The organism is Streptomyces sp. NPDC037273, assembly GCF_055603625.1.
Map to the genome: position 1 here is coordinate 132,535 of NZ_JBVJVO010000008.1, position 25,579 is coordinate 158,113.

The following is a 25,579-nucleotide window of genomic DNA, read 5'->3' on the forward strand; positions in this document are numbered from 1 at the left end:
TCGAGAGTGCCTGGGTGCTTCATCCGGGAACCAGTAGGTATGTCGTTCTCGTCTAGCACGGGAGCCAAGGGGTTCACACAGGACACTGGTAGACGGTTCGGACGTACGTATGACGCATGGAGGAGGCACGGTGGCGGGCGAGTCCCCCGACAAGTCGGAGCAGCAGGGGTCGTCTCAGGAGACGGCGACCCCGGTGGGCGGCGGCCGGGATCCCCGGCTCTCCGTGCTCCGCGAGTCAGAGTCCCCGTCGCCCTCGGCCTCACCGGTCCAGGTCGACCAGCCCACCGCCGTCTTCAAGACCCTGGCCCCCCGGACCCCGGAGGACGACGCGGTCGAGCCGGCCGCCGAGGCTTCCGCCGCCGAGCCCGAGCCCGAGAGCGCGCGCCTCAAGGCCGCCGTGGCGGCGTGGGTGGCCACGGCCGCCGACGACGGGGCCGCGGAGGCCCCTGAGGCCTCCGGGACGGCCTCCGAGGCCCCCGAGGGCTCCGTGGACGCTCCCGAGGACGACGACGACGCCCCTGAGGCCGACGACGCCGACGACGCCGACGAGCCGGACGACGAACCCGAGCCGGAGCCCGAGGACGAGCCCGAGGCCGACGACGAGCCGGAGGCCGACGACGCGTCCGAGCCCGACACGGACGACGAGGGCGACGACGAGGGCGACGAGGAGCCCGTCGTGGACGCCGTGGACGCCGGGGAGTCGGCTCCCGCCGCCTCGTGGTTCGCCGCCCGGAAGCCGGACGCCGCCGAGGCCGACAAGCCCGCCGCCGAGGCCGACAAGCCCGCCGCCGCGGCCGACAAGCCCGCCGCCGAGGCCGGCAAGTCCGACGACACGCCAGTCGACCAGCCGACGGCCATGTTCAAGATGGTCCGTCCGCCGGTCGTGGACCAGCCGACGACCGCGCTGAAGCTTCCGCGGGATCTGACCGCGGACTCCGACAGCGAGCGCACCAGCACGTTCCTGCCGCTGCGGGCGGACATCCCCGCCGAGCGGAAGGCCGAGGAGGCGCGGGCCGGGCGGCAGGCGCCCGCGCCCGCCCCCGTACAGCCCAAGCCCGCCGAGGCAGCGCAGCAGGCGGCGCAGCCGGCCGGGCTGACGGAGCCGGAGCGGACCCGGCAGCAGCCGTTGCCGCCGCTGCCGCCGCTGGACTTGCTGGCGGAGCTGACGAACACGCCGCCGCCGGAGCCGACGGCCGTGCGGACGACGCTGCGGCGGGTGCGGATCTGGACGCCGCTGGTGCTGCTTCTGCTGATCGTCTTTGCGATCGTGCAGATGGTCAGGCCGCTGCCCGCGCCCCAGCTGGACCTGTCGGCCGCGCCGACGTACACCTTCGAGGGCGGCGCGCTGAACCTGCCGTGGCCCAACGAGGGCCAGGGCGCCATCGAGGTCGAGGGCGTCGGGTCGATGGGCATGTACGGCCCGCAGAAGCCGGCCCCGATCGCGAGCGTCACGAAGACGATGACGGCGTATGTGATCCTCCGCGACCACCCGATCAAGGGCAAGGAGCAGGGCCCCGAGATCACGATCGACCGGAAGGCCGCCGAGCAGGCGGGCGCGGCGCACGAGTCGACGGCGGCGGTCAAGGAGGGCCAGACCTACTCGCAGAAGGAGCTTCTGGAGCTCCTGATGGTCCCCTCGGCGAACAACGTGGCGCGGCTGCTCGCCCGCTGGGACGCCGGTTCGGAGGCCGCGTTCGTCGAGAAGATGAACGCCGCGGCCAAGGAGCTGGGCATGACCCAGTCCGTCTACACCGACCCGTCCGGTCTGCTCGACACCACCATGTCGACCCCGCAGGACCAGCTGCGGCTGGCGAAGGCGGTCATGCAGTTCGACGTGTTCCGCGAGATCGTGAACATGCCGAACATGACGGTCGACGGCATCCCGGGCCGGATCGAGAACAACAACAACATCCTGCTCGAAGACGGTGTGAGCGGCATCAAGACCGGCTCCTCCACCCCTGCCGGCGGCAACCTGCTCTGGTCGGCGAACACCGTCGTGGACGGCCAGAACCGCCGCATCCTCGGCATCGTTATGGGGGCGAAGGACGCCAAGATCCTCAACGACAAGCTCCAGCTCTCGATCGACTACAGCCTGAAGCTGATCAAGCAGGCGCAGAAGGACGTCACCTCGGCGGCCGTGGTCAAGAAGGGCCAGGTCCTCGGCTACATCGACGACGGCCTCGGCGGCCGCACGCCGGTGGTGGCGACCAAGGAGCTCAAGGCGATCGGCTGGCCGGGCCTTGAGGTGAAGCTGGAGCTCACCGACGGCGGCAAGGCCGTCCCGCACTCCGGCAAGGCGGGCGACATCGTCGGCCAGGTGTCCATCGGCACCGGCGCCGGCAAGGTCAGCTCCCCGGTCGCCCTGAAGTCGGACCTCGTCGAGCCCGGCTTCGACAAGAAGCTCAAGCGTCTGGGCTGACCGCACGGCCGCGCGGCCGGGTACCCCGGAATTCCGGGGCACCCGGCTGTTAGCGTCTTCGGGGGACGAGAAGCAGCGCGTGACCTACGCGGGCAGCGAGACGGGAAGCACGGGAAAGGGCCGCAGTGACCACCGCCGAGCCGACACGCGCCGACCGCGCGGACTCCGACCCCGACGTCTACGGTGAGACCCGTGACCCACGCGAAGCCCGCGACACCGGCCGCGACGCCGCTGACGCCGACGGCGGATCCGGCACCGATACCCGGCCCTCTTCGCACGCGCGAATAGTGCTGCCGACCCAGCGGCCGGCGCCCGCGCCCGCGCCGCATCCGTCCGCCACGACGCCGCCCGCCGCCCGGCCACGGCGCAAGCGCCGCTACACGGTGATGGCGGCGACCGGGCTCGCCGCGCTCACCCACCTCCTCTGGTTCTTCTTCTTCGCGAACAGCGGCGGCGACCTGGCCGCGCAGGACGCCTGGGCCGAGTTCGTCGGACGGCACCCGGACTCCGCGTACAACCTGGCCTGGTACGGCGGGATGCACCCGGTCTCGTACAGCGTCGTCTCGCCGTATCTGATGTCGCTGCTCGGCGTCCGCAGCACGATGATGGTCGCGGGCACCCTGTCGGCGGCGCTGACGGCGCTGATCCTGGTGCGGGTGCCGGCGGTCCGCAATCCGCTGGCCTGCTCGGTCGCGGGCGTCTTCGCCTTCCTGTGCAACGCCCTGTCGGGGCGGGTCACCTTCGGCCTCGGCATGATGTTCGCGCTCGGCGCGGTCGCCGCCGTCTTCTGCTGGCCGCACCGCTGGCGCCGCAAACGCTGGGCCAAGGCCGCGGTGGCTGCCCCGCTCGCCGGTCTCGCGACCGCGTGCAGCCCGGTCGCCGGGCTGTTCCTCGGCATCGCGGCGGCGGCGCTCTTCCTGAACAAGCGGCGCCCCGGCGCGTACGCCCTCGGGCTGGCCCCGGTGGCCGTGGTCGCCCTGTCGTCCTGGCTCTTCCCCTTCTCGGGGACGCAGCCGATGGCCTTCGGCTCGACCGCGCTGCCCCTGCTCTTCGGGGTGCTCGTCCTCCTGCTCGTCCCCGCCGACTGGCGCACGGTCCGCACGGCCGCCGCCGTCTACACGGTCGGCACGCTGCTCACCTGGCTGATCGACTCGCAGATCGGCTCGAACATCTCGCGGCTGCCGATGCTCTTCGCCGGTGTCGTGCTGCTCGCCGCCCTGCCGTACACGGCGCCCCGCTCACGCCGCTGGTACGCCCTCCTGCTGGCCTTCGCCGGCCTGAACTTCTGGATCGGCTTCAAGGGCGTCGACGACGTCATCCGCACCGCCCCGGACGCCTCCTGGGCCCGCGAGCTCGCCCCGCTGGTCAACCAGCTCCAGGTCCGCGACGCCCGCAAGGCCCGCGTCGAGGTCGTGCCGGCCTCGAGCCACCGCGAGTCCTCCGCCCTCAGCCCGTACATCAACCTCGCCCGGGGCTGGAACCGCCAGGCCGACATGGAGCGCAACCCGCTCTTCTACGACGACACCCTCGACGCCGCGAACTACCAGGACTGGCTCGACCGCTGGGCCGTCCATTACGTCGTCCTCCCCACCGGCGCCCCCGACTCCGGCGCCGCCCGCGAGGCGGAACTCGTCGAGGGCGGCCTCCCCTACCTCAAGCAGGTCTGGGCCGACGCGAACTGGCGCCTCTACGAGGTCGAGAACCCGACCCCCCTCGCCACCCCGCCGGCCCGGGTCCTCAGCGCCCAGGAGAACGAGGTCGTCATCCGCGTCGACCGCCCCGGCCGCGTCCTCATCCGCGTCCCCTACTCCCCCTGGCTCGCCCTCGTCGACGACCAGGGCGCCAAGCTCGAAGCCCCCCAGGAGACCGAGGCCTCCAAGCTCGCCCGCGAGGAGTCCGACTCCGAACTCCCCAAGGTCTTCGCCAACAAGAACGGCTGCCTCTTCAAGACCGAGGCCGACCACCAGGGCGACGAATGGACCACCCTCATCGCCCCCACCCCCGGCACCTACCGCCTCGCCGCCCCCTACAAGCTCTCCCGCGGCACCGCCTGCCCCGAAGAACTCCGCTGAACGCCGAAGACCACCCGGCGACATCGCCAGGTGGTCTTCACACACACGTGCCCCCGGCAGGATTCGAACCTGCGACACCCGCTTTAGGAGAGCGGTGCTCTATCCCCTGAGCTACGAAGGCGTTCGGCGATGGACCGGTGGGGTCTGGTCGCCGCCGTCAGTGTAGCGGGTGGTGGGGTGGGGGGACGGGGAGATAGTGTCGCGGGGCTGGGTAAGCAAGCGCTTAGGAGGGTTGTGTGGTGGTGGGTGGCGGAGTGGAGCGGCTCACGGCCGGTGGGGGGCCCTTCGAGGTGGAGGGTGGGGTGTACGTCGGGGGGCCGCGGACGCTGCGGGAGTTCGTGGAGGTGACGTGGGCGTTCGGGGACCGGGTGTTCCTGGTGGCCGAGGACGCGCGGTGGACGTACCGGGAGTTCTTCGACGCGGCGTGCGGGCTGGCGCGGAGGCTGGTGGGGGAGTACGGGCTGAGGCCCGGTGACCGGGCGGTCGTGGCGATGCGGAACGTGCCGGAGTGGCATGTGGCGTTCTGGGCGGCGCAGCTGGCCGGGCTGGTCGCGGTGCCGATGAACGCGTGGTGGACGGAGGGGGAGTTCGCGTACGCGTTGGGGGACTGCGCGCCGGGGGTGCTGCTCGTCGACGGGGAGCGGGTCGGGCGGGTGCGGGCCTGGGCGGCCGAGCACGGGGTGCCGGGGATCGTCTTCCGGGGGGAGGCGGAGGAGGGGTTCCGGGCGTACGTCGTCGAGGACGATCCGCTGCTGGGGCCGCCGCTTGTCGAGGTGCTGCCCGAGCAGGACGCCACGATCATCTACACCTCGGGGACGACCGGGCGGCCCAAGGGGGCCGTCGCCACGCATCTCGCGCAGGTGGGGGCCGCGATGAATCCGCGGTACTTCGCCGCGGCCGCGGCGCTGGCGCGGGGGGAGGTGCCGGGGAGCGGGCCGGCGATCGTGTCGTTGACGACGTTTCCGTTCTTCCACGTGGCCGCGTTCACCTCGTTCTATGCCGTGATGGCGGCCGGCGGGACCTTGGTGATGATGCGGAAGTGGGATGCCGGTGTCGCCCTGGAGTTGATCCGGAAGGAGGGCGTCACGCATTACGCGGGGGTGCCGACGACGGCTCTGCAGCTGCTGGAGGCGGCGCGGGAGGCGGGGGATCCGCTGGAGAGCCTGACGCTGCTGAGCACCGGTGGGGCCGCCGCGCCGCCCGGGATCGTCGCGGGGATCGTGGCGGGGTACGGGGAGCGGGTCGAGCCGCGGAACGGGTACGGGCTGACGGAGACGTGCGGCGGGGTGCTGTCGAACGTGGGGGCCGAGTACCGGGCGCATCCGGGGAGCGTGGGGTGGCCCTCGCCGGTGACCGAGGTGCGGATCGAGGGGGCGGACGCGGCCGGGGTGGGGGAGTTGTGGCTGCGGGGGCAGTGTCTGATCCGCGGGTACTGGGGTGACGAGGAGGCGACGCGGGGGGCGTTCACCGAGGACGGGTGGTTCAGGACCGGGGACCTCGCGCGGGTGGACGGCGAGGGCCGGGTGAGCGTCGTCGACCGGATCACGGACATGGTGATCAGGGGCGGCGAGAACGTGTACTGCGTCGAGGTGGAGGGCGTGCTGCACGAGCATCCGGACGTCGCCGACGTGGCGGTGCTCGGGGTGCCGCATCCGCTGCTCGGCGAGGAGGTCGTGGCCGTGGTGCGGCCGCGCGCCGGGGCCCGGGTCGACGTGGAGGGGCTGCGCGCCCATGTGGGGGCGCGCCTGGCCGCGTTCAAGGTGCCCGCCCGGATCCGTGTACGGGAGGGGGAGCTGCCGCGGAACCCGACCGGGAAGGTCCTCAAGCGGGAGCTCCGGGAGGAGATCAGCGGCGGGTGACGCGGACGCGGTAGGCGCCGGTGGCGTCCTCGTCGAGGACGGTGATGCGGATGCCGTTGGCGCGGTCGGTGAAGGTCTCGCCGGGGCGGTAGGGGGCGTCGGAGAGTTCGGCGTGGACGTTGGCGCGGCGGGTGCAGCCGCCGCTGGCGTGGTCGCTGTCGGAGACGGTGACGGGGCCGTGGCCGGTGTCGACGTCGGACTCGACGCGGTAGACGAGGACGCCCTGCTCGCAGACGGCTTCGTCGTTGCCGTCCTTGCTGCGGACCTCGACGGCGTATCCGGAGGTGCCGGAGAGGGGGACGAAGGCGAGCTTGGGGCCGCCGGGGGTGGCGAGCGGGGTGAGGGTGTAGTCGCCGGTGCCGGGGCTGGAAGCGCAGCTGACCTGGTCGTTGTCGAGCCAGCCGAGCTTCCATTTGTGCCAGCCGAGGAGGTCGTTGTTGGCGCCCCAGTCCTCGGACATGATGTCCCAGTGGCCGACGGTGCCGCCGCCGTCCGAGGTGTAGAGGTCGGGCAGGCCGAAGACGTGGCCGTTCTCGTGGGGCAGGACGCGGTAGCCGGTCTCGGCGAGGCTGCCGGAGCCGTCGTCCTGGCGGCTGTAGACGAAGGACGTGTTGGCGAGGGGGACGCCGTCGGCGTAGGGGGCGTCGTCGTTGCCGGAGAAGGTGACGGACAGGACGGTGTCGAGGGCGGAGGGGCCGGCGTTCGGCGTGACCAGGATGTTGACGAGGTCGTAGGCGCTGAAGTCGACCCGGGAGTCGGCGGCCTTGACGATGTCCTCGACGAGGGAGCGGTAGCCGGGCTCGTACGGTGAGCCGCGTTCGATCCCGTACGCGGAGAACGCGCGCGGCATGCGCAGCCAGTCGGGTATCGGGACCTCGGCGTGGTAGCGGAGGCGGCCGTACGAGCTGGTGCGGAACCAGTCGGCGGTCTGCGGGAAGAACTCGCGGAAGCGGGCGGTCGCGGTGCCGTCGCCGGGGGCGTCGGGGAAGTCGATCATCAGGTTGAGGGCCCTGACCCGGCCCGTGGAGCGGACGTATCCGGGGGCGGTGGGCAGCCCCTCCGACATCTGCACGCCCATCGTGGTGGCGATGCGGCACGGTCCCAGCTGGGCGGCGCCGGGCGCGGCGGCCACCGGGCCGGCCGTCGCGGGGGCGGGGCCGGGGAGGGTGGTGCTCGCGGAGGCGAGCAGCGTGAGCGAGAGGGCCGTGATCGCTGCCAGGGCGACGGGTCTGCGTATCCGTCGGCGGGGGTGCTGCATACGGGCGCCTCTCCGGTGGGGGCAGGTCGGCGGCGCGGACCCTGCGCGGTTCCGCGTCGTGCGGCGCGGGCCCTGCGGCGGCTCCGCGTCGTGCGATCAGCCTGTGACGGGTGGGGCGGGGGCGCGCGCCGGGTGATCCGATCGTGGGTATTCCGCGGAGACGCTGGCTTGTGACGCAGGTCACATCGCAAGAGGGAAATAACCGGGGAGCGTGTCCCCGTTTAAGCCTGTGTTCAGCGAAGTGGGGAGTCCTTCCCCGGATGTTCCGAGTGAGTGTGAGGAGGCCGTGGCGTGACCAGCACCGCCGACACCGCGCCCGCCCGCCGCGTACCCAGGCCGCGGGCCGACGCCCTGCGCAACCGCGAGCGGATCGTGACGGCGGCCCGCGAGATGTTCGTCGAGTTCGGCTCCCAGGTGCCGTACGACGAGATCGCGCGCCGGGCCGGCGTCGGGAACGCCACGCTCTACCGGAACTTCCCGGAGCGGGCCGACCTCGTGCACGAGGTCGTCCTCTCGCTCATGGCCCGGGTCACCGAGATCGCGGAGCGGGCCGGCGAGGAGGAGGGCGACACCTTCGCCGCCCTCGCCCGCTTCACCCACGGCGCCGCCGACGAGCGGGTCGGAGCCCTGTGCCCGATGCTCGACGGCGCCTTCGACAAGGACCACCCGGACCTGATCGCCGAACGCGAGCGCCTCGAGGAGGCCGTGGAGGGCCTCGTCGAGCGGGCCCAGCGCGCCGGCCGCCTCCGTACCGACGTGGGTGTCGGGGACCTGATGGTGGCGCTCTCCCAGCTGACCCGCCCGCTGCCCGGCTCGGGCTGCGGGGCCTTCGACCAGTTCGTCCACCGTCATCTGCAGCTGTTCCTCGACGGCCTGGAGACCCCCGCCCGCTCGCAGCTGCCAGGAAAGGCCGCGACCTTGGAGGACCTGAGACGCGACGCGTGCTCCGCGCAGTGAGCGGCGTCCGGACCTCCCCCCGACTTACGTAACCGCACCCCCTTACGTCCTTTTTCGCACCGTACGCGCCAAGAGGTGGCTACACCCATGCCGAAAACACCCGAGACCACCGCGATCCAGGCCGACCCCGGCCGCTGGAAAGCCCTGATCTTCATCGCCCTCGCCCAGCTGATGGTCGTGCTCGACGCGACGATCGTGAACATCGCCCTGCCCTCCGCCCAGCAGGACCTCGGGATCTCGGACGGCAACCGGCAGTGGGTCATCACGGCCTACGCCCTCGCCTTCGGCGGTCTGCTCCTCTTCGGCGGACGCATCGCCGACCTGTGGGGCCGCAAGCGCACCTTCGTCACCGGCCTGATCGGCTTCGCCGCCGCCTCCGCGCTCGGCGGCGCCGCGACCGGCGAGGCCATGATGCTCGGCGCCCGCGCGCTCCAGGGCGCCTTCGGCGCGCTGCTCGCGCCCGCCGCGCTCTCGCTGCTCGCGGTGACCTTCACCGACGCCAAGGAGCGCGCGAAGGCCTTCGGCATCTACGGCGCGATCGCCGGTGGCGGCGGCGCCGTGGGCCTGATCCTCGGCGGCTTCCTCACCGAGTACCTGAACTGGCGCTGGACGTTCTTCGTCAACATCCCGTTCGCCGTGGTCGCCGCCGTCGGCGCGTACCTCGTCGTCCGTGAGCCGGCCGGCGGCCGCAACCGCTCGCCGCTCGACATCCCCGGCGTGATCCTGTCGACCACCGGTCTGGTCGCGCTCGTCTACGGCTTCACGCGCGCCGAGTCCGCGGGCTGGAGCGACGCCGGCACGATCGGCCTGTTCATCGGTTCCGCCGTGCTGCTGCTCGCCTTCGCGCTCGTCGAGTCGAAGGTGAAGTTCCCGCTGCTTCCGCTGCGCGTCGTGACCGACCGCAACCGCGGCGGCGTCTACCTCTCGCTGGGTCTCGCGGTCATCGCGATGTTCGGCCTGTTCCTCTTCCTCACGTACTACCTCCAGGTCGTGAAGGGGTACTCGCCGGTCAAGACGGGCTTCGCGTTCCTGCCCATGATCGTGGGCATGATCGTCGGCTCGACCCAGATCGGCACGCGCCTGATGACCCGGGTCCCGCCGCGGCTGCTGATGGCCCCCGGCTTCCTGACGGCCGCCGCCGGCATGCTGCTCCTGACGCAGCTGGAGATCGGCACCTCGTACGCCGGTCTGATCCTGCCCGCGCAGCTGCTGCTCGGCCTGGGCATGGGTACGGCGTTCATGCCGGCCATGTCGCTCGCCACGCTCGGCGTGGACCCGCGGGACGCCGGTGTGGCCTCCGCGATGGTCAACACCTCGCAGCAGGTCGGCGGCGCCATCGGTACGGCCCTGCTGAACACGATCGCCGCCTCGGCGACCACCGCGTACCTGACCGACCACGCGGCGGGCGCGACCACTCCGGCCGCGCAGAAGCTGCTCCAGCTCCAGGGCATGGTCGAGGGCTACGCCGCCGCCATCTGGTGGGCGGTCGGCATCCTGGTCGTCTCGGCCACGATCGCCTTCGTCCTCATCAACACCGGCAAGCCGGGCTCCGGCGCCGTCGCCGGGTCCGGTGCGGGCGCGGACGACGAGGTGAAGATCCCGGTGGTCGCGCACTGACCCCGCGGTAGTCCCCCCGTCAGGCCTGCCCTGGTTCCGCTGCCTCAGCGGAGCCAGGGCAGGTCCGCGTCCGCGTCCGTCGGTTCCAGGCCCTCGGCCATGACGCGCATGATCGCGCCGAGCTGTGTCACCTGTTCGGGGGAGAGGCGGTCGAAGAGGGCCTGGCGCACGGCCGCCACGTGGCCGGGGGCGTTGTGCCGGAGGACCTCCATGCCCTCGTCGGTGAGGAGGGCGAACTGGCCGCGCTTGTCGGAGGGACAGTTCTCGCGCCGGACCCAGCCGTTCTTCTCCAGGCGGGCGACGGCGTGGGAGAGGCGGGAGCGGGTGATCTTGGCGCTCTTGGCCAGCTCGGTCATCCGCAGCCGGCGGCGCGGGGCCTGGGAGAGCTGGACGAGGAGCCCGTAGTAGATGTGCGGCATCCCGGCGTCGCGCTGCAACTGGCGGTCGAGGTGGTCCTCGAGGAGCGTGGTGGCGTGCAGGTAGGCGCGCCAGACGTGCTGCTCCTCGTCGCTGAGCCAGCGGGGTTCGGTCATGTCTCCCATGGTGCCCATCGTACGACTCATTCTTGAAAGTTGAACTATATGGGGTTACGGTGGGCGGGCCGTTAGCTTGAAGTTTCAAGAACCCTGATGAGGAGCCGGAGGTCGTCGCCATGGACGTCACGTCGGAACGGATGCCCGCCCTGTACCTGTCGCACGGCGCGCCGCCGCTCGCCGACGACCCCGTCTGGCCCGGCGAACTCGCCGCCTGGTCCGCGGACCTCCCGCGCCCCAAGGCGATCCTCATGGTCTCCGCCCACTGGGAGGAGGCGCCGCTCGCCCTCGGCGCCACCGAGACCGTGCCGCTCGTCTACGACTTCTGGGGCTTCCCCGAGCACTACTACCGCGTCCAGTACGGGGCTCCCGGCGCCCCGCGGCTCGCCGAATCCGTGCGGAAGCTGCTGCGCGCGCCCGGCACGCCCGTACAGGACATCCCCGACCGGGGGCTCGACCACGGCGCCTACGTGCCGCTCGTCGAGATGTTCCCCGAGGCCGACATCCCCGTGCTCCAGATCTCCATGCCCACCCTCGACCCGAGGCGGCTCATGGACATCGGGCGCAGGCTCGCCCCCCTCCGCGACGAGGGCGTCCTGATCGTCGGCAGCGGCTTCTTCACCCACAACCTCGCCGCCCTCCGGCACACCGGCGGCGGCGTCCCCGGCTGGTCCGCCGAGTTCGACGCCTGGGGGCACGAGGCCCTCGCCGCGCGGGACGTCGACGCCCTCCTCGACTTCGAGCACAAGTCGCCCGCCGGCCGCCTCGCCCACCCCCGTACCGAACACTTCGCGCCGCTCTTCGTGACCATGGGCGCGGCGGACGAGTCCGGCGACCTCGACGCGGAGCGCTCCGTGATCGACGGCTTCTGGATGGGGCTCGCGAAGCGCTCGGTGCAGTTCGGCTGATCCGACGGCTCCGGGCCCGCGGCGCGGGGCGAGGCAACCGTCGGGCCGGAAGTGGCGTCTGAGGGGGTGGCGCCGCATGTGACGGCGGTCTCACCGACGGTGTGGTCGGCAGGTCCGCGAGGGGCGCCGAATCACCCTCCGTGCCCGGTCTGACCTGCACCTCCGTGGGTGCCGGCGGTGTGCCCTCGGGGGCGGCGGCCGCGCAGGATACTGCATGATCGCGAAAATCCATGTGCCGGGTGGGAATTCTGTCCTGATTCCAGTCGTTGTTTCCGTCGGATGCAGGGCACCCGCAAGGGTGTCGCGACCTACTCAGCAAGGGAGCACGCATGGCAACCCGTGCCGTCGCCCGTCGTCAGACCTCCGCCACGAGCGGAGCCGCACGGGCAAGCAGCGTTCGCGCCGTGGGCGGGGAGATCGCCGACCGCGACCTGGTCGGCATGTACCTCGACGAGATCGCGCGCACGCCCCTCCTCGACGCCGCCAAGGAGGTCGAGCTCTCCCAGACGATCGAGGCGGGTGTCTACGCCCAGCAGATCCTCGACGGGGAGATAGAGACCGAGGCGGGCGGCGCGACCCGTGAGGAGCTCCAGGCGCTGGTCGCCGAGGGCGAGCGTGCCAAGGACCTCTTCATCAAGTCGAACCTGCGGCTCGTCGTGGCCGTGGCCAGGCGCTACCCGCGCAGCGGGCTGCCGCTGCTCGACCTGATCCAGGAGGGGAACGCGGGCCTGGTGCGCGCGGTCGAGAAGTTCGACTACGCGAAGGGCTTCAAGTTCTCCACGTACGCCACGTGGTGGATCCGCCAGGCCATCACCCGGTCCATCGCCGACCAGTCCCGCACCATCCGGCTCCCCGTCCACCTCGTCGAGGAGCTCGGCCGCATCCGGCGCGTCCAGCGTGAGTTCAACCGTGAGCACGGGCGCGAGCCCGAGCCCGCGGAGGTCGCCGCCGAGCTCGGCTCCACGCCCGAGCGGGTCACCGACGTCCTCGACTGGGCGCGCGACCCCGTCTCGCTGAACATGTCCGTCGACGACCAGGGCGAGACCCAGTTCGGCGACCTCCTCGAGGACACCTCCGCCATCTCGCCCGAGCAGTCCGTCCTCACCCTGCTCCGCAGCGAGGAGCTCGACGACCTCATCGACAAGCTCGACCACCGCACCGCCTCCATCATCCGCATGCGGTACGGCATCGAGGACGGCCGCGAGCGGACCCTCACCGAGGTCGGCAAGCAGCACGGCCTCACCCGCGAGCGCATCCGCCAGATCGAGAAGCACGCCCTCCTCGAACTCAAGCGCATGGCCCACGACACGGGCTTCGACGCGGTGGCCTAGCCCGGCCGGCGGGCGGGTCGGAGCACGGCGAAGGGCCCGGGGACGGACGTCCCCGGGCCCTTCGCGCTGCCCGCGCGGGACGGGGCGGCGCGGGCTAGCCGGGCAGCGCCGCCGCCAGCCTCGTCGACATGTTCCGCGTGTACGTGACCAGGGGCTCCGGGCCGTGGATGGTGAAGGGGACGTCCATGAGGGCGAGGCGGACGGCGAGCCATTCGACGGAGTCGGTGACGCGGGCGCGGAGCCGGCAGCGGTCGGGGCCCTCGGGGGTGGGGTCGAGGTGGGACGGGAGGCGGGCGGCGACGGTCTCCGCGGGGGCGGCGAAGGAGACGTCGAGGTCGACCTCGCCCTGGGCGCGGGCCATGGAGCGTGCCATGAAGGTGGCGGCGTCGCCGGAGGGCAGGTCGCGCGGGGTGAAGCGGGCCCCCGTGGCGAACGGCTCGCTGACCCGGTCGACGCGGAAGGTGCGCCAGTCCTCGCGCCCGAGGTCGTACGCGACGAGGTACCAGCGGCGCTCGGTGGAGACCAGCCGGTGGGGCTCGACGAGGCGCTTGGTCTCGGTGCCGTCCCCGGCGCGGTAGCCGAAGCGGAGGCGCTCGTGTCCGGTGACGGTGCCGGCGATGGTGGTGAGGGTGGCGGGTGTGACGGTCGCGCCGTCGCCCCTGACCAGCGGGATCGTCGCGTTCTGGAGGGTGGAGACGCGGTTGCGGAGCCGGGCGGGCAGGACCTGTTCCAGCTTCGCCAGGGCCCGTACGGACGCCTCCTCGACGCCCTCGATGGCGTGCCCGGCGCCGGCCCGGAGGCCGACGGCGATGGCGACGGCCTCCTCGTCGTCGAGGAGCAGCGGCGGCATGGCCGTGCCGGCGACGAGCCGGTAGCCGCCGACCGCGCCGAGGGTCGCTTCGACGGGGTAGCCGAGGTCGCGGAGGCGGTCGATGTCCCGGCGGATGGTGCGGGGGGAGACCGAGAGCCGTTCGGCGAGCTCGCTGCCGGGCCACTCGCGCGGGGTCTGGAGGAGCGAGAGCAGATTCAGGAGTCGTACCGGGGTATCCGTCATGTCTTCCAGGATGGTGCCCATCTAGGACATCATTTGACCTAGATGAGTTCTATCTTCAACTCATGAGTTCACACGACGCCGTCACGGATGCGGCCCCCACGGACACGGCGGACAAGCGGCGCTGGATCGCCCTCGCCATCGTCATGACGGCCGCCTTCATGGATCTGGTCGACGCCACGATCGTCAACATCGCGATCCCCAGCATCGAGCGGGACCTCGGCGCCTCCTTCGGGGCCATCCAGTGGATCACCGCCGGTTACGCCCTCGCCTTCGCGGCCGGCCTGATCACCGGCGGCAGGCTCGGCGACATCTACGGCCGCAAGCGCCTCTTCCTCCTCGGCACCGCGGGCTTCACCCTCGCCTCGGCGCTCTGCGGCTTCGCGGCCAACCAGGAGATGCTGGTCGCCTCCCGCCTCCTCCAGGGCGCGGCGGCCGCGATGATGGTCCCGCAGGTCCTGTCGATCATCCACGTCACCTTCCCCGCGCACGAGCGCGGCAAGGTCTTCGGGATGTTCGGCGCGATCATCGGCCTCGGCGCCGTCTCCGGCCCGCTGCTCGGCGCGCTGCTCACCCAGTGGAACATCGCGGACCTGGAGTGGCGTCCGATCTTCCTGATCAACCTGCCGGTCGGCATCGCCGGTCTGCTCCTCGGTAGGAAGTTCATCTCCGAGTCGAAGGCGCCGAAGGCCCTGAAGCTGGACATCGTCGGCATGTTCCTGGTGACGGCCGCGCTGCTCATGCTGATCTACCCGCTGACCCGGGGCCGTGAGCTGGACTGGCCGCTGTGGGGCCACCTGATGATGGCGGGCAGCCTGCTGGTCTTCGCCGCCCTCGTCGCGTACGAGAAGTACAAGACGAAGAAGGACGGTTCGCCGCTCGTCGAGCTGTCGCTGTTCAAGGTGAAGAGCTTCGCCGCCGGTATCGCGGTGCAGCTGACCTTCGGTGTCGTGCTCGGCATCTTCTTCCTGGTCTGGACGCTGTACATGCAGATCGGGCTCGGCTGGAGCCCGCTGAAGGCCGGTCTGACCGGCGTGCCGTTCTCGATCGCCGTCTCGACGGCCGCCGGCCTCTCGGTGCAGAAGCTGGTCCCGCGCTTCGGCCGCAAGGTGCTCCAGGCGGGCGCGCTGACGATGGTCGCGGGCATCCTGCTCTACATGTTCGAGGCGAACCGTTACGGCACCGGGATCCACTCCTGGCAGATGATCGCGCCGCTGGTGGTCATGGGTCTCGGCATGGGCCTGATCGTCGCCCCGCTGACGGACGCCGTGCTCTCCGAGGTGCCGCGCGAGCACGCCGGCTCCGCCTCGGGCCTGATCAACACGACCGGCCAGATGGGCAACGCGCTGGGCCTCGGCCTCGTCTCGGTCGTCTTCTTCGGCGTCATCGACGACGAGCGCCTCGCCAAGGCCCCGGCCGAGGTGGGGGCGGCGTTCTCCGAGGCCTTCCAGAACTCCCTCGGCTGGGCGGCCGGCGTCCTCGCCGCGATCTTCCTCGTGATGTTCGCCCTGCCTTCGAAGCCGAAGCAGCACCTCGAAGGCGGCGGCGAGGGCGACGAAGCCCCCGAGGCCGTCGAGAAGGAGCCGGTGCTCGCGCACTGACCCGCCCGCGGGCGGCAACCGAAGGGCCCTGGTCCCGGGAGACATCCCGGGGGCGGGGCCCTTCGGCGTATCCGTGGGGGCCCTGCGGTGCGCCCGTGCGGGGCCCTTCGGCCCGAATCCCCGCTCGATGCCCGTTTGTGTCCGTCCAGATGCCCGAATGCGTTTACTTCGCCGAGGGGCGGGCGTAGCCTGATGCTGAAACCACAGGTTCGGGCATCGAACGGACGTAAACCCTCATGTACGCACCGGAGCGTCAGCAACAGATCCTGAGGATCGCCCGCGAGAGCGGACGCGTCGACGTCCTCTCCCTCGCCGAGGAGTTCCAGGTCACCGCCGAGACCGTACGGCGTGACCTCAAGGCCCTCGACCGGGCCGGGCTCGTCCGGCGGGTGCACGGCGGGGCCATCCCGGCCGGCTCGCTCGACTTCGAGCCCGACCTCGCCGAGCGGGAGTCGACGGCGGCCGACGAGAAGGACCGCATCGCGCGGGCCGCGCTCGCCGAACTGCCCCAGGAGGGCAGCGTCGTCCTCGACGCCGGATCGACCGTCGCCCGCCTCGCCGCCGACTTCCCCCTCGACAGCGCGCTGACGGTCGTCACCCACGCCCTCCCCGCCGCCGCCCGGCTCGCCGACCACCCCGGCATCGACCTCCACCTCGTCGGCGGACGCGTCCGCCACCGCACCCGCGCCGCCGTCGACGCCTGGGCCCTGCGGGCGTACGGGGAGATCCGCGCCGACGTCGCCTTCCTCGGCGCCAACGGCTTCTCGCCCCAACACGGGCTCACCACCCCCGACCTCGCCGAAGCGGCCGTCAAGCGGGCCGTCCTCGCCTCCGCCCGCCGGGTCGTGCTCCTCGCCGACTCCGCCAAGCACGGCCAGGAACACTTCGCCCGCTTCGGCGACCTGACCGATGTCGACCTGCTCATCACCGACAGCGGCCTCAGCCCCGAGGCCGCCGCCGCCATCGAGGCGGCCGGAACGGAAGTCGTCCGCGCATGATCCTCACCGTCACCCCCAACCCCTCCCTGGACCGGACCTACGAGGTCCCCGCCCTGGAACGCGGCGAGGTGCTGCGCGCCGCCGCCGAACGCGTCGACCCCGGCGGCAAGGGCGTCAACGTCTCCCGGGCCGTCGCCGCCGCCGGCCACCGCACGATCGCCGTCGTCCCGCTCGGCGGGGCGCCCGGCGCGCTGGTCGCCCAGCTCCTCGCCGGACAGGGCATCGAGGTCGCGCCCGTGCCGGTCGCCGGACACACCCGCTCCAACATCGCCCTCGCCGAACCCGACGGCACCCTCACCAAGATCAACGCGCCGGGCCCGGAGCTCACGGCCGAGGAATCCGAGACCCTCCTCGCCACCGTCGGCGCCCACTCGCCCGCCGCCGACTGGATCGCCTGCTGCGGCAGCCTCCCGCGCGGCCTCGCCCCCGAGTGGTACGCCCGGCTCGTCACCCGCGCCCACGGCGCCGGCGCCCGGATCGCCCTCGACACCTCCGGCCCCTCCCTGCTCGCCGCCCTCACCGCGCGCCCCGACGTCGTGAAGCCCAACGCCGACGAACTCGCCGAGGCCGTCGGCCGCCCGCTCGCCACCGTCGGCGACGCCGTCAAGGCGGCCGAGGAACTGCGCGACCTCGGCGCCGGAGCCGTACTCGCCAGCCTGGGCGCCGACGGGCAGCTGCTCGTCTCGGCGACCGGCGTCTGGTTCGGCCACGCGGCCGTCTCGGCCGTCCGCTCCGACGTCGGCGCGGGCGACGCCTCCCTCGCCGGCTTCCTCGCCGCGGGCGGCGAAGGCCCCGAGGCCCTCGCCGCGGCCCTCGCCCACGGCGCCGCAGCCGTCCAGCTGCCCGGCAGCCAGATGCCCACCCCGGGCGACCTGAACCCGTCCTCGGTCACGGTGACCGCCGACGTACCCCTCGACCGAGTACTCAGCGAGCAAGGGAGCCCGCGATGAGCAGAATGATCACCGCGGACCTGGTCGATCTCGAACTCGACCTGTCCGCCGACAGCAAGGAAGCGGCGGCCCGTTCGCTCGCCGAGCGCATGGTCGCCCTCGGCCGGGTGACCGACCTCGACGGCTTCCTCGCCGACGTCGCCGCCCGCGAGGCCCAGATGCCGACCGGCCTCGACGGCGGCATCGGCATCCCCCACTGCCGCAGCGCCCACGTCACCGAGCCGACCCTCGCCTTCGGCCGCTCGGCCACCGGCATCGACTTCGGCGCCCCGGACGGCCCCGCCGACCTGATCTTCCTCATCGCCGCCCCGGCCGGCGCGGACGACGCCCACCTCACGATCCTCTCCTCCCTCGCCCGCCACCTGATGGACGAGCAGTTCACGGGCGCGCTGCGCTCCGCGACCTCGGCGGCGGAGGCGGCGGCGCTGATCGCGGGGGAGGAGGCTCCCGAGGCACCGGAGGCACCGGAGGCACCGGCGGCTGCCGCTCCCGAGGCTCCCTTCCGTATCGTCGCCGTCACCTCCTGCCCCACCGGCATCGCGCACACCTACATGGCGGCCGAAGCCCTGGAGAAGGCCGGGCACGCGGCCGGGGTGGAACTGGTCGTCGAGACGCAGGGATCGGCCGGCTTCACCCGGCTCGACCCGGCGGTCGTCGCCGCCGCCGACGGCGTGATCTTCGCGCACGACGTGCCGGTACGGGAGAAGGAACGCTTCGCCGGAAAGCCCACCGTCGACGTCGGCGTCAAGGCCGGCATCAACCGCCCCGCCGAACTGATCACCGAGGTCCGGGGCAAGGCCGAACGCGGCGAGATCTCCACGGCCGCGCACCCCACCCCCGTCGAGAACACGGGCGAGCCCGAAGAGGGTTACGGCACCAAGCTCCGCAAGTGGCTCATGTCGGGCGTCAGTTACATGGTGCCGTTCGTCGCCGCCGGCGGACTCCTCATCGCCCTCGGCTTCGCCATCGGCGGCTACGACATCAACAAGGCGCCGTCCGTCGCCGAGCACTTCGCCTGGGGCCAGGCCGACTCGTGGGCCGCCCTGATGTTCCAGATCGGCGGGCTCGCGTTCAGCTTCCTCGTACCGGTCCTCGCCGGATACATCTCGTACGGGATGGCCGACCGCCCCGGTCTCGTGCCCGGCTTCGTCGGCGGCTCGATCGCGCTCACCATCAACGCGGGCTTCCTCGGCGGCCTCGCCGCCGGTCTCCTCGCGGGCGGCACCGTCCTCGCCATCCAACGCGTCCGGATCCCGGCGGCGCTGCGCGGGATCATGCCCGTGGTCGTGATCCCGCTGTTGTCCTCGATCGTCGTGGGCTTCCTGATGTTCCTGGTGATCGGCAAGCCGATCGCCTCGCTCCAGAAGGCGCTCACCGACTGGCTGTCCGGCCTCTCCGGCGCCAACGCGATCATCCTCGGCGTCATCCTCGGCCTGATGATGTGCTTCGACCTCGGCGGTCCGCTCAACAAGGTCGCGTACGCCTTCGCCGTCGGCGGCCTCGCCACCCCCAACGAGGGCTCCCTCAAGGTCATGGCCGCCGTGATGGCCGCCGGCATGGTGCCGCCGCTCGCCATGGCCCTCGCCACGACCGTGCGGGGCCGCCTCTTCACCCGTACGGAACGCGAGAACGGCAAGGCCGCCTGGGTCCTCGGCGCCTCCTTCATCACCGAGGGCGCCATCCCCTTCGCCGCGGCCGACCCCCTCCGGGTCATCCCGGCGGCGATGGCCGGCGGCGCCGTCACCGGCGCCCTCTCGATGGCCTTCGAATGCACCCTGCGCGCCCCGCACGGCGGCCTCTTCGTCCTCCCCCTCATCGGCAACCCGCTGCTCTACCTCCTCGCCATCGCCGCCGGCACGGCCGCCAGCGCGGGTCTCGTCATCCTCCTCAAGAGCGCCCGCAGGACCGCGCCGGAGCAGGCGGAGGACGCGACGGCCGAGCGGGAGGTGACCGTCGCGGCCTGATCCGGTCCGCACGGCTGGGGGGCGGTCCCTACCGCCCCCCAGCCGTGCGTCTGTTGCCGTCAGCGCCGGTTGACGACACCTCCGGCCTTCAGGTCACCCTTGAACCGGAAGGCGCGCAGGGACCCCGGTGTCGGGGTCGCCTGCTGGGTCCAAGGCTCGTTCCAGACGAACACCTTGCCGTTGATGTTGCCGTGGGTCTGCCACACCTCCCCGGTCTTCGTCACCACCTTGACGAACGCGTCGTTGCCTTGCGCCTCGATGGCGATGCCGCAGGCGTTCGCCGGGTAGTTGACGGGGACGTTCTCGTTCGGCGGCTCCAACGCGTCCGTGAGGTCATGCCAGGTGATCGCCCCGCCCGGCACGTCCGCCTTACCGGCGTACGCGATCCCGTTCGTCAGCACAGCCTGGAAGTCCTCGTCGTTCGACGGGCTGTAGGTGTCGATGTCGGAGCAGGGCCCGGTGGGACCGGTGGCTCCGGTTGCGCCTGTGGCTCCGGTGGCGCCTGTGGCTCCCGTCGCGCCGGTTGCGCCTGTGGCTCCCGTGGCGCCCGTGGCTCCTGTAGCGCCGGTGGCACCAGTGGCTCCCGTCGCGCCGGTTTCGCCCGTTGCGCCGGTGGCTCCGGTTGCTCCGGTGGCGCCAGTTGCTCCGGTGGGGCCAGTGGGGCCAGTGGGGCCCGTGTCGCCTGTCGCGCCCGTTGCCCCTGTTGCGCCCGTGGCCCCCGTGGCGCCGGTCGCACCGGTCGCACCGGTCGCGCCCGTCGCCCCGGTCGCTCCAGTCGCACCCGTCGCTCCGGTGGCCCCGGTCGCACCCGTGGCTCCCGTCGCCCCCGTGTTGCCCTTCGGCCCCTCGGGGCCGGTCGCTCCGGTGGGTCCTGTCGGACCCGTCGGACCCGGCGGGCCCGGAGGGCCGGACGGGCAGTCGTGGCCGCCGAGGGGGGTGCGGAGGGCGCGGGAGGCGGGGTTCTGGACGAGGGGTTGGATGCGGTGGTCGAGGAAGGCCTGGAGGTCGCCGGTGGGGGAGGGGGTGCCCCGGTCAGTGTGGGGCGGGGGGCCCTGCTCCCAGGGGGGAGGGCCGTCCTGGTGGGGTGGGGGGCCCTGCTCCCAGGGAGGGGGGCCGTCCTGGTGGGGTGGGGGGCCCTGCTCCCACGGGGGAGGGCCGTCCTCGTGGTGCGGGGGCGGGGGGCAGTCGTCGCCGGTGCGGGCGACGCCCGGGGCGGCGGGTTCGCCCCAGGCGGCGGCGGTCGGGGCGGTGAAGCCGGTGAGGACGAGCGCGACCGAGGCGATCGCGCCGCCGCAGAGCCAGGCGCGCCGGCGGGGGAGTGGGCCTAGCGGGGACCTGGTCCTGGCATCAGGACGCATGCGGGCTCCTTCCTTGGGGACTGATGTCCGGATGGGGAAGCGCGACAGCGCTTCTTTATCGGATCATCGGATCGCGTTCGTGAAGGCTTGACGGTCCTGGCGCACTCTCCACGCCATGGCCTATCGGGGACAGCCGAATGGATGCGTACGCGATGGCGAACTCCGGAGGGCCTTTCGGCGCGGCGACACCGAGCGTCGGGCAGGCGTCCGTAGGGTCGCCTCCCCCCGACCGCTCTCCCGCCCCCACCGGAAGTGGTGTTGCCGTGCAGCCGTCCATCTGCCTGTGCATGATCGTCAAGAACGAGGCCGCCGTGATCGAGCGCTGCCTCGCCTCCGTGCGGGATCTCGTGGACACCTGGGTCATCTCCGACACGGGTTCCACCGACGGGACCCAGGAGCTGATCCGGACCGCGCTCGCGGGCGTCCCGGGCGAGCTGCGGGAGGATCCGTGGGTGGACTTCGGCCACAACCGCAGCCTGAACATCGCGCACGCGCGCGGGCGGGCCGACTACCTGCTGCTCCTCGACGCCGACCACGTCCTGCGCCGTGAGGGGCCGCTGCCCGAGCCGACCGCCGACGCGTACATGATCCGGCACGAGGGGGCGGTGGAGTACCGGATCAAGCGCCTGGTCAGGGGCGATCTGCCGTGGCGGTACGAGGGGGTCACGCACGAGTACCTGACGGCCGACCGCGACCACGTGCAGGAGAACCTGGACGCGCTCGTCATCGAGGACTACGCCGACGGCGGCTCGCGGCACGACAAGTTCGAGCGGGACGCCCGGCTCCTGGGCGCCGAGCTCGAACGGGATCCGGCCAACCCCCGTACCGTCTTCTATCTGGCGCAGACCATGCGGGACATGGGCCGGCCGGACGAGGCCGTCGCCCTCTACGAGCGGCGCGCGGCGATGGGCGGCTGGGGCGAGGAGGTCTACTACTCGCTGCTCCAGTCCGGTGTCCTCAGGGCCGAGTCCGGGGAGTGGCCGGCCGCGATGGACGCCCTCTCGCGGGCCTGGGAGTCACGGCCGGAACGGCTCGAAGCCTGCTACGAGCTGGTGGCGCGGCTGCGGAAGATGCGCCGTCACCAGGCCGCCCACGCCGTCGTCAGCGCCGTGCTCGACCGGGCGGCGCCCCGCGACGACCTGCTGTTCCTCCAGCCGTGGGTGTACCGGTGGGGGCTGCTCTTCGAGTACTCGATCACCGCGTACTGGACGGGTGACCACGCCGCCTCGCTCGCCGCCTGCGACCGGCTGCTCGCCCTGCCGGACCTGCCCGAGGCGTACCGCGAGCAGACGCTGGCCAACCGTGCGTTCGCCGTCGCCCGACTTGGTGAGGCCGCCGCCCCGGCGCTCGTCTGAACACCGGGGCGGCGGCGAACCGGGGTCAGCGGACCCGGGAGCGGGACTCCATCGCCTCGCGGGCCGCGGTCTCGGACTCGTACACCTCGCACATGTGCCGGCCGTCCGGGGTCGCGGTGTGCTCGACCTCCCACAGGCTGATCTCGCTGCCGTCGAGCAGCAGGAACTGGTGCTCGTAGAGCGTGAAGCCGGCGTCCCGGCCGCCTTCGACCGGGCAGTGGCGGCCGAAGGCCTGGGTGATGTGGTGGGCGAAGGCCAGCCGGAGGCGGCGGACGGTCCGCTCGCCGGGCCGGTCCGCGTTCTCCGCGCGCCGCAGGACGCGGCGGGCGTGGTCGGCGGAGTTGTCCGGCACGTACATCGTGGGCTGGGCCGGTATGGGGCGGGCGAGCAGGGCGCTCAGGAGCTCCAGGTCGTCGTCCTCCTCCAGGGCGCGGCCGTCGGAGCGCTCGACCGTCCAGCCGGGCAGCGGGCCGGTGGGCAGCCGGGAGGCGGCGAGCCGGGCCTCCGACTCCTCCGCGTACAGCTCGTGCTGCAGGGCACCGTCCCGGCCCGTGTTGTGCACGAGCTCCCAGAGGCTGAGCGCGCTGCCGTCGGCGAGCAGGTAGGTGTGGCGGTGGGTGGTGCGGTGCAGCGACGCGCTGTGGTGCGAGGAGTGCAGCGCGCTGGAGTGGGCGAGTGCCGTGCCGAGGCGCTCGATGGTGGAGTCGGGCAGGTCGAAGGAGTTGAGCGCCCGGCCGAGGAGGCGCTCAAGGTGCGTCTCGGTCGTCTCGAAGGGATCGTGAGGATCCTGCGGATCGTTCAAGAGGGTCTCCAGGCCGTCGCCGCATGTCACTTGGTGCTTGCTTAACGTAGTCCCTGGGTCTGACATCGTGTCCGTGGTTCCGGAAAACGAAGGGCCCGCGCGGGAAGTTCCCGCCCTCTTCGTCAACTCCCTTGGGCTTACCGGGAGTACGGCCCCGCGTCCCGGCCCCCGTCCCGGCCTTCGTCCCCGCCCTGGTCCAGGCCTGGGCCGTACGCCCCGGTGCCGTACAGCTCTCCGTACGAGGGGAAGTTACCGCCCGGTCCGCGCTGTCCTCCGGGGGCCGCGAGCAGCGCCCGTACGATCGCCCGGGTCACCAGGTCGGCGCCGGCGGCGAGGAGCTCGTTGAGGGCGAGCGGCCCGGGGGCCTCGGGCAGTTCACGCGCGCCGGTGGCGAGGGCGAAGACGGTGTCGCCGTCGTTCATCAGGTGCACCGGCCGCACCGCGCGCGCGATGCCGTCGTGCGTGGTCCCGGCGAGCTTCTGGGCCTGGGCGCGGGTCAGCGCCGCGTCGGTCGCGACGACGGCGAGCGTGGTGTTCAGGGGAGGCGCGACGGACGCCTTCCGGGCCTCCGCGAGCCGCCGTCGGGCCGCCTCGTGGACCGAGGTGTCGGGGAAGACGAGCGGTTCCGAGGTGTAGTAGGCGCCGTAGGGGACGCCGTTGGCCGGGTCGACGGCCGAACCGGCGGCGTTGACCACCACCAGCGCGCCCACCGTGATCCCCGACTCCAGGACCGTGCTCGCCGTGCCCACCCCGCCGCGCAGCCCGCCGGCCACGGCCCCGGTGCCCGCGCCGACCGCGCCGGTCTCCACGCGCGCGTGGTCCCCGCTCGCGTCGGCCGCCTCCACCGCCGCCCGGCCCGTCGCCGCGTCGGGACGGGCCCGGAAGTCCCCGCCGCGGCCCAGGTCGAAGACGCACGCGGCGGGCACCACGGGCACCACGTGGGAGGGGTCGGGGCCCACCCGTACGCCCCGGTGCCGTTCTTCCAGCCAGGCCATCACCCCGGTGGCGGAGTCGAGCCCGTACGCGCTCCCGCCGGTGAGGACCACCGCGTCGATCCGCTGCACCACGTTCCGCGGGTCGAGCGCGTCGGTCTCCCGCGTGCCGGGCCCGCCGCCCCGCACGTCGACCGCGGCGACCATCCCGCCCGGCGGCGCGAGCACCACCGTCGTGCCGGTCAGGGCACCGGCCCCGGCCACGCGCGCGTGCCCCACCCTCAGACCGCTCACATCGGTGATCGCGTCCTGCCGCCGCACTCCCTCGTGATCTGTCATGTCCCCTCCCTACCACGCCCCTTGCGCGGGCGCGGCCCGGCGGAGCGGGCAGGGCCGGGGTTGGGGTTGGGGGCGCGGCCGGGAGGCTCAGCCGGTGGCCGTGGCGCGGGTCGCCGGGTTGCGGGCGGTCAGGGTGACGCCGATGGCGACCGTGGCCGCCGCGACGAGTCCGGCGGCGAGGACGGCCCAGCGGCCCGCGAACGAGCACATCAGGATGGCCAGGGCGGCCACCGGCAGGACCAGCTGCTGGGCGATGCCGATCTTGAAGTAGCGGGCGTGCAGCAGCCACACGGAGAGCAGGAAGACGGCCGAGGGGATCGTCACCGCGGCGGAGGCGGCGAGGGTGGAGATGTGGGCCTTGCCCACGGCCTGTTCGACGGCGATCTCCAGACCCGCGCCGACGGCGGCGGCAGACGTGAAGATCACGTAGTGGCCGTATCCCCACAGGAAGCCCTGGCGGCTCGACGTCAGCCGGTCGTGGGCCGGTACGACGAAGTAGATCCACCAGGCGGCGAAGACGAGCAGCAGCCCGCCGGCGGCGATCGGGAGCAGTTCGCCGAGCGCGTCGTGCTCGACGACGCCCGACTTCACCGCCACGGTCGCGGCGGCGACGGTCTCGCCGAGCACGATGATGGTGAACAGGCCGTACCGCTCGGCGATGTGGTGCGGGTGCCAGGTGCTGGGCGCGTCCTTCTCCGCGTACACCGGCACGGCCATCTCGGCGAGCGCCATCACGAGGAACACCCACGGCCGCGCCGGCTCCGGCGCGAGCACCAGCGCCAGCCAGCCGACCTGGCAGGCCAGCACCCCGCCCGCGTACCGCCGGCACATCGTCCGCTCGGCCGGGTCGGTCGCGTGGTGCGCGGCCCGCAGCCACTGCGAGGCCAGCGCGATCCGCATGACGAGGTAACCGAGGTAGACGATCAGGAAGTCGTGCTCCTGGGCGGCGCGGGAGATCCCGGCGGCCAGGATGAGCACGCCCGCGATCTGGACGAGCGTCACGACCCGGTACAGCACGTCGTCGTTGTCGTACGCCGACGCGAACCAGGTGAAGTTCATCCACGCCCACCAGATCGCGAAGAACACCATCGCGTAGTTCGCGATCCCCTCGCCCGCGTGCCCCTCCGCGACGGCGTGGACGAGCTCCGCCCCCGCCTGCGCGACGGCGACGACGAAACACAGGTCGAAGAACAGTTCCAGGGGCGTGGCCGCCCGGTGCGACTCCTCGCGGGAGCGCGCGGTCAGAGGAAGAAAGGGTTGTGTCATAGGCCCCAG

General features: G+C 72.6%; 19 protein-coding genes, 1 tRNA gene and 1 pseudogene. 12 read left to right on the forward strand and 9 right to left on the reverse strand.

Features of this window, described 5'->3' with window-relative positions; genetic code table 11:
* Positions 1–130: 130 nt before the first annotated feature.
* On the forward strand, positions 131–2,419 hold the full coding sequence (locus ACZ7G1_RS22285) for a D-alanyl-D-alanine carboxypeptidase family protein (protein ID WP_470874095.1): 2,289 nt from the start codon (positions 131–133) through the stop codon (positions 2,417–2,419).
* 386 nt (positions 2,420–2,805) lie between these two features.
* The gene (locus ACZ7G1_RS22290; RefSeq protein WP_470874396.1) at positions 2,806–4,491 is read left to right on the forward strand and encodes an MFS transporter; all 1,686 of its coding nucleotides are present in this window, start codon (positions 2,806–2,808) and stop codon (positions 4,489–4,491) included.
* Positions 4,492–4,539: 48 nt separating this feature from the next.
* On the opposite strand, the gene ACZ7G1_RS22295 is transcribed toward ACZ7G1_RS22290, so the two are convergent.
* Positions 4,540–4,612: transfer RNA gene (locus ACZ7G1_RS22295), tRNA-Arg, on the reverse strand.
* A 115-nt stretch (positions 4,613–4,727) separates the two neighbouring features.
* Here ACZ7G1_RS22295 and ACZ7G1_RS22300 point away from each other — a divergent pair.
* On the forward strand, positions 4,728–6,350 hold the full coding sequence (locus tag ACZ7G1_RS22300) for a class I adenylate-forming enzyme family protein (protein ID WP_470874096.1): 1,623 nt from the start codon (positions 4,728–4,730) through the stop codon (positions 6,348–6,350).
* Here ACZ7G1_RS22300 and ACZ7G1_RS22305 read toward each other — a convergent pair.
* Positions 6,337–7,608: a M6 family metalloprotease domain-containing protein gene (locus ACZ7G1_RS22305; protein ID WP_470874097.1), complete on the reverse strand. Its 1,272-nt coding sequence runs from the start codon at positions 7,606–7,608 to the stop codon at positions 6,337–6,339. The two genes, ACZ7G1_RS22300 and ACZ7G1_RS22305, sit on opposite strands and share 14 nt — an antisense overlap.
* 291 nt (positions 7,609–7,899) lie before the next feature.
* On the opposite strand from ACZ7G1_RS22305, the gene ACZ7G1_RS22310 reads away from it, so the two are divergent.
* Both ACZ7G1_RS22310 and ACZ7G1_RS22315 read left to right on the forward strand, forming a co-directional pair.
* Positions 7,900–8,565 carry a TetR/AcrR family transcriptional regulator gene (locus ACZ7G1_RS22310; RefSeq protein WP_470874099.1) on the forward strand — a complete coding sequence of 222 codons (666 nt, stop codon included), beginning with the start codon at positions 7,900–7,902 and terminating at the stop codon, positions 8,563–8,565.
* Positions 8,566–8,652: 87 nt separating this feature from the next.
* Positions 8,653–10,182, forward strand: coding sequence for an MFS transporter (locus ACZ7G1_RS22315; protein WP_470874101.1), 1,530 nt, complete (start codon positions 8,653–8,655; stop codon positions 10,180–10,182).
* Between the two features lie 44 nt (positions 10,183–10,226).
* Here ACZ7G1_RS22315 and ACZ7G1_RS22320 read toward each other — a convergent pair whose 3' ends face one another.
* Positions 10,227–10,733, reverse strand: a complete 507-nt coding sequence (locus ACZ7G1_RS22320; protein WP_470874103.1) for a MarR family winged helix-turn-helix transcriptional regulator — start codon at positions 10,731–10,733, stop codon at positions 10,227–10,229.
* A 101-nt stretch (positions 10,734–10,834) separates the two neighbouring features.
* Here ACZ7G1_RS22320 and ACZ7G1_RS22325 point away from each other — a divergent pair, with 101 nt between their 5' ends.
* Both ACZ7G1_RS22325 and ACZ7G1_RS22330 read left to right on the forward strand, forming a co-directional pair.
* Positions 10,835–11,623, forward strand: a complete 789-nt coding sequence (locus ACZ7G1_RS22325) for a dioxygenase family protein (RefSeq protein WP_470874105.1) — start codon at positions 10,835–10,837, stop codon at positions 11,621–11,623.
* A 329-nt stretch (positions 11,624–11,952) separates the two neighbouring features.
* Positions 11,953–12,954, forward strand: coding sequence for a sigma-70 family RNA polymerase sigma factor (locus tag ACZ7G1_RS22330; protein WP_470874106.1), 1,002 nt, complete (start codon positions 11,953–11,955; stop codon positions 12,952–12,954).
* A 94-nt stretch (positions 12,955–13,048) separates the two neighbouring features.
* On the opposite strand, the gene ACZ7G1_RS22335 is transcribed toward ACZ7G1_RS22330, so the two are convergent.
* A complete protein-coding gene (locus ACZ7G1_RS22335; RefSeq protein ID WP_470874107.1) occupies positions 13,049–14,008 on the reverse strand; it encodes a helix-turn-helix transcriptional regulator in 960 nt (319 codons plus the stop codon).
* Positions 14,009–14,070: 62 nt separating this feature from the next.
* Here ACZ7G1_RS22335 and ACZ7G1_RS22340 point away from each other — a divergent pair, with 62 nt between their 5' ends.
* The 4 genes from ACZ7G1_RS22340 to ACZ7G1_RS22355 all read left to right on the forward strand — a co-directional run bounded on the left by ACZ7G1_RS22340 (position 14,071) and on the right by ACZ7G1_RS22355 (position 19,518).
* Positions 14,071–15,606 carry an MFS transporter gene (locus ACZ7G1_RS22340; protein ID WP_470874109.1) on the forward strand — a complete coding sequence of 512 codons (1,536 nt, stop codon included), beginning with the start codon at positions 14,071–14,073 and terminating at the stop codon, positions 15,604–15,606.
* 236 nt (positions 15,607–15,842) lie between these two features.
* The gene (locus ACZ7G1_RS22345) at positions 15,843–16,604 is read left to right on the forward strand and encodes a DeoR/GlpR family DNA-binding transcription regulator (protein WP_470874110.1); all 762 of its coding nucleotides are present in this window, start codon (positions 15,843–15,845) and stop codon (positions 16,602–16,604) included.
* A complete protein-coding gene (gene pfkB, locus ACZ7G1_RS22350; protein ID WP_470874111.1) occupies positions 16,601–17,554 on the forward strand; it encodes a 1-phosphofructokinase in 954 nt (317 codons plus the stop codon). Before ACZ7G1_RS22345 ends, pfkB begins: the two co-directional genes overlap by 4 nt.
* The gene (locus ACZ7G1_RS22355; RefSeq protein WP_470874112.1) at positions 17,551–19,518 is read left to right on the forward strand and encodes a PTS fructose transporter subunit IIABC; all 1,968 of its coding nucleotides are present in this window, start codon (positions 17,551–17,553) and stop codon (positions 19,516–19,518) included. Before pfkB ends, ACZ7G1_RS22355 begins: the two co-directional genes overlap by 4 nt.
* 59 nt (positions 19,519–19,577) lie before the next feature.
* Here the strand turns inward: ACZ7G1_RS22355 and ACZ7G1_RS22360 are convergent, their stop codons facing one another.
* Positions 19,578–19,919: a hypothetical protein gene (locus tag ACZ7G1_RS22360; protein ID WP_470874114.1), complete on the reverse strand. Its 342-nt coding sequence runs from the start codon at positions 19,917–19,919 to the stop codon at positions 19,578–19,580.
* Between the two features lie 153 nt (positions 19,920–20,072).
* Positions 20,073–20,411 (reverse strand): annotated as a pseudogene (locus tag ACZ7G1_RS22365) (hypothetical protein); the annotation flags it as partial.
* A gap of 728 nt (positions 20,412–21,139) precedes the next feature.
* Here ACZ7G1_RS22365 and ACZ7G1_RS22370 point away from each other — a divergent pair.
* Entirely contained in the window at positions 21,140–22,231 is a 1,092-nt protein-coding gene (locus ACZ7G1_RS22370; RefSeq protein WP_470874115.1) for a glycosyltransferase, read from the forward strand.
* 25 nt (positions 22,232–22,256) lie between these two features.
* On the opposite strand, the gene ACZ7G1_RS22375 is transcribed toward ACZ7G1_RS22370, so the two are convergent.
* From ACZ7G1_RS22375 to ACZ7G1_RS22385, 3 genes are all read right to left on the reverse strand, one after another.
* The gene (locus ACZ7G1_RS22375; RefSeq protein ID WP_470874117.1) at positions 22,257–23,099 is read right to left on the reverse strand and encodes a DUF6227 family protein; all 843 of its coding nucleotides are present in this window, start codon (positions 23,097–23,099) and stop codon (positions 22,257–22,259) included.
* Between the two features lie 71 nt (positions 23,100–23,170).
* Positions 23,171–24,304 carry a P1 family peptidase gene (locus ACZ7G1_RS22380; protein ID WP_470874118.1) on the reverse strand — a complete coding sequence of 378 codons (1,134 nt, stop codon included), beginning with the start codon at positions 24,302–24,304 and terminating at the stop codon, positions 23,171–23,173.
* Between the two features lie 87 nt (positions 24,305–24,391).
* Positions 24,392–25,570 carry a low temperature requirement protein A gene (locus ACZ7G1_RS22385; RefSeq protein WP_470874120.1) on the reverse strand — a complete coding sequence of 393 codons (1,179 nt, stop codon included), beginning with the start codon at positions 25,568–25,570 and terminating at the stop codon, positions 24,392–24,394.
* Between the last annotated feature and the right edge of the window lie 9 nt (positions 25,571–25,579).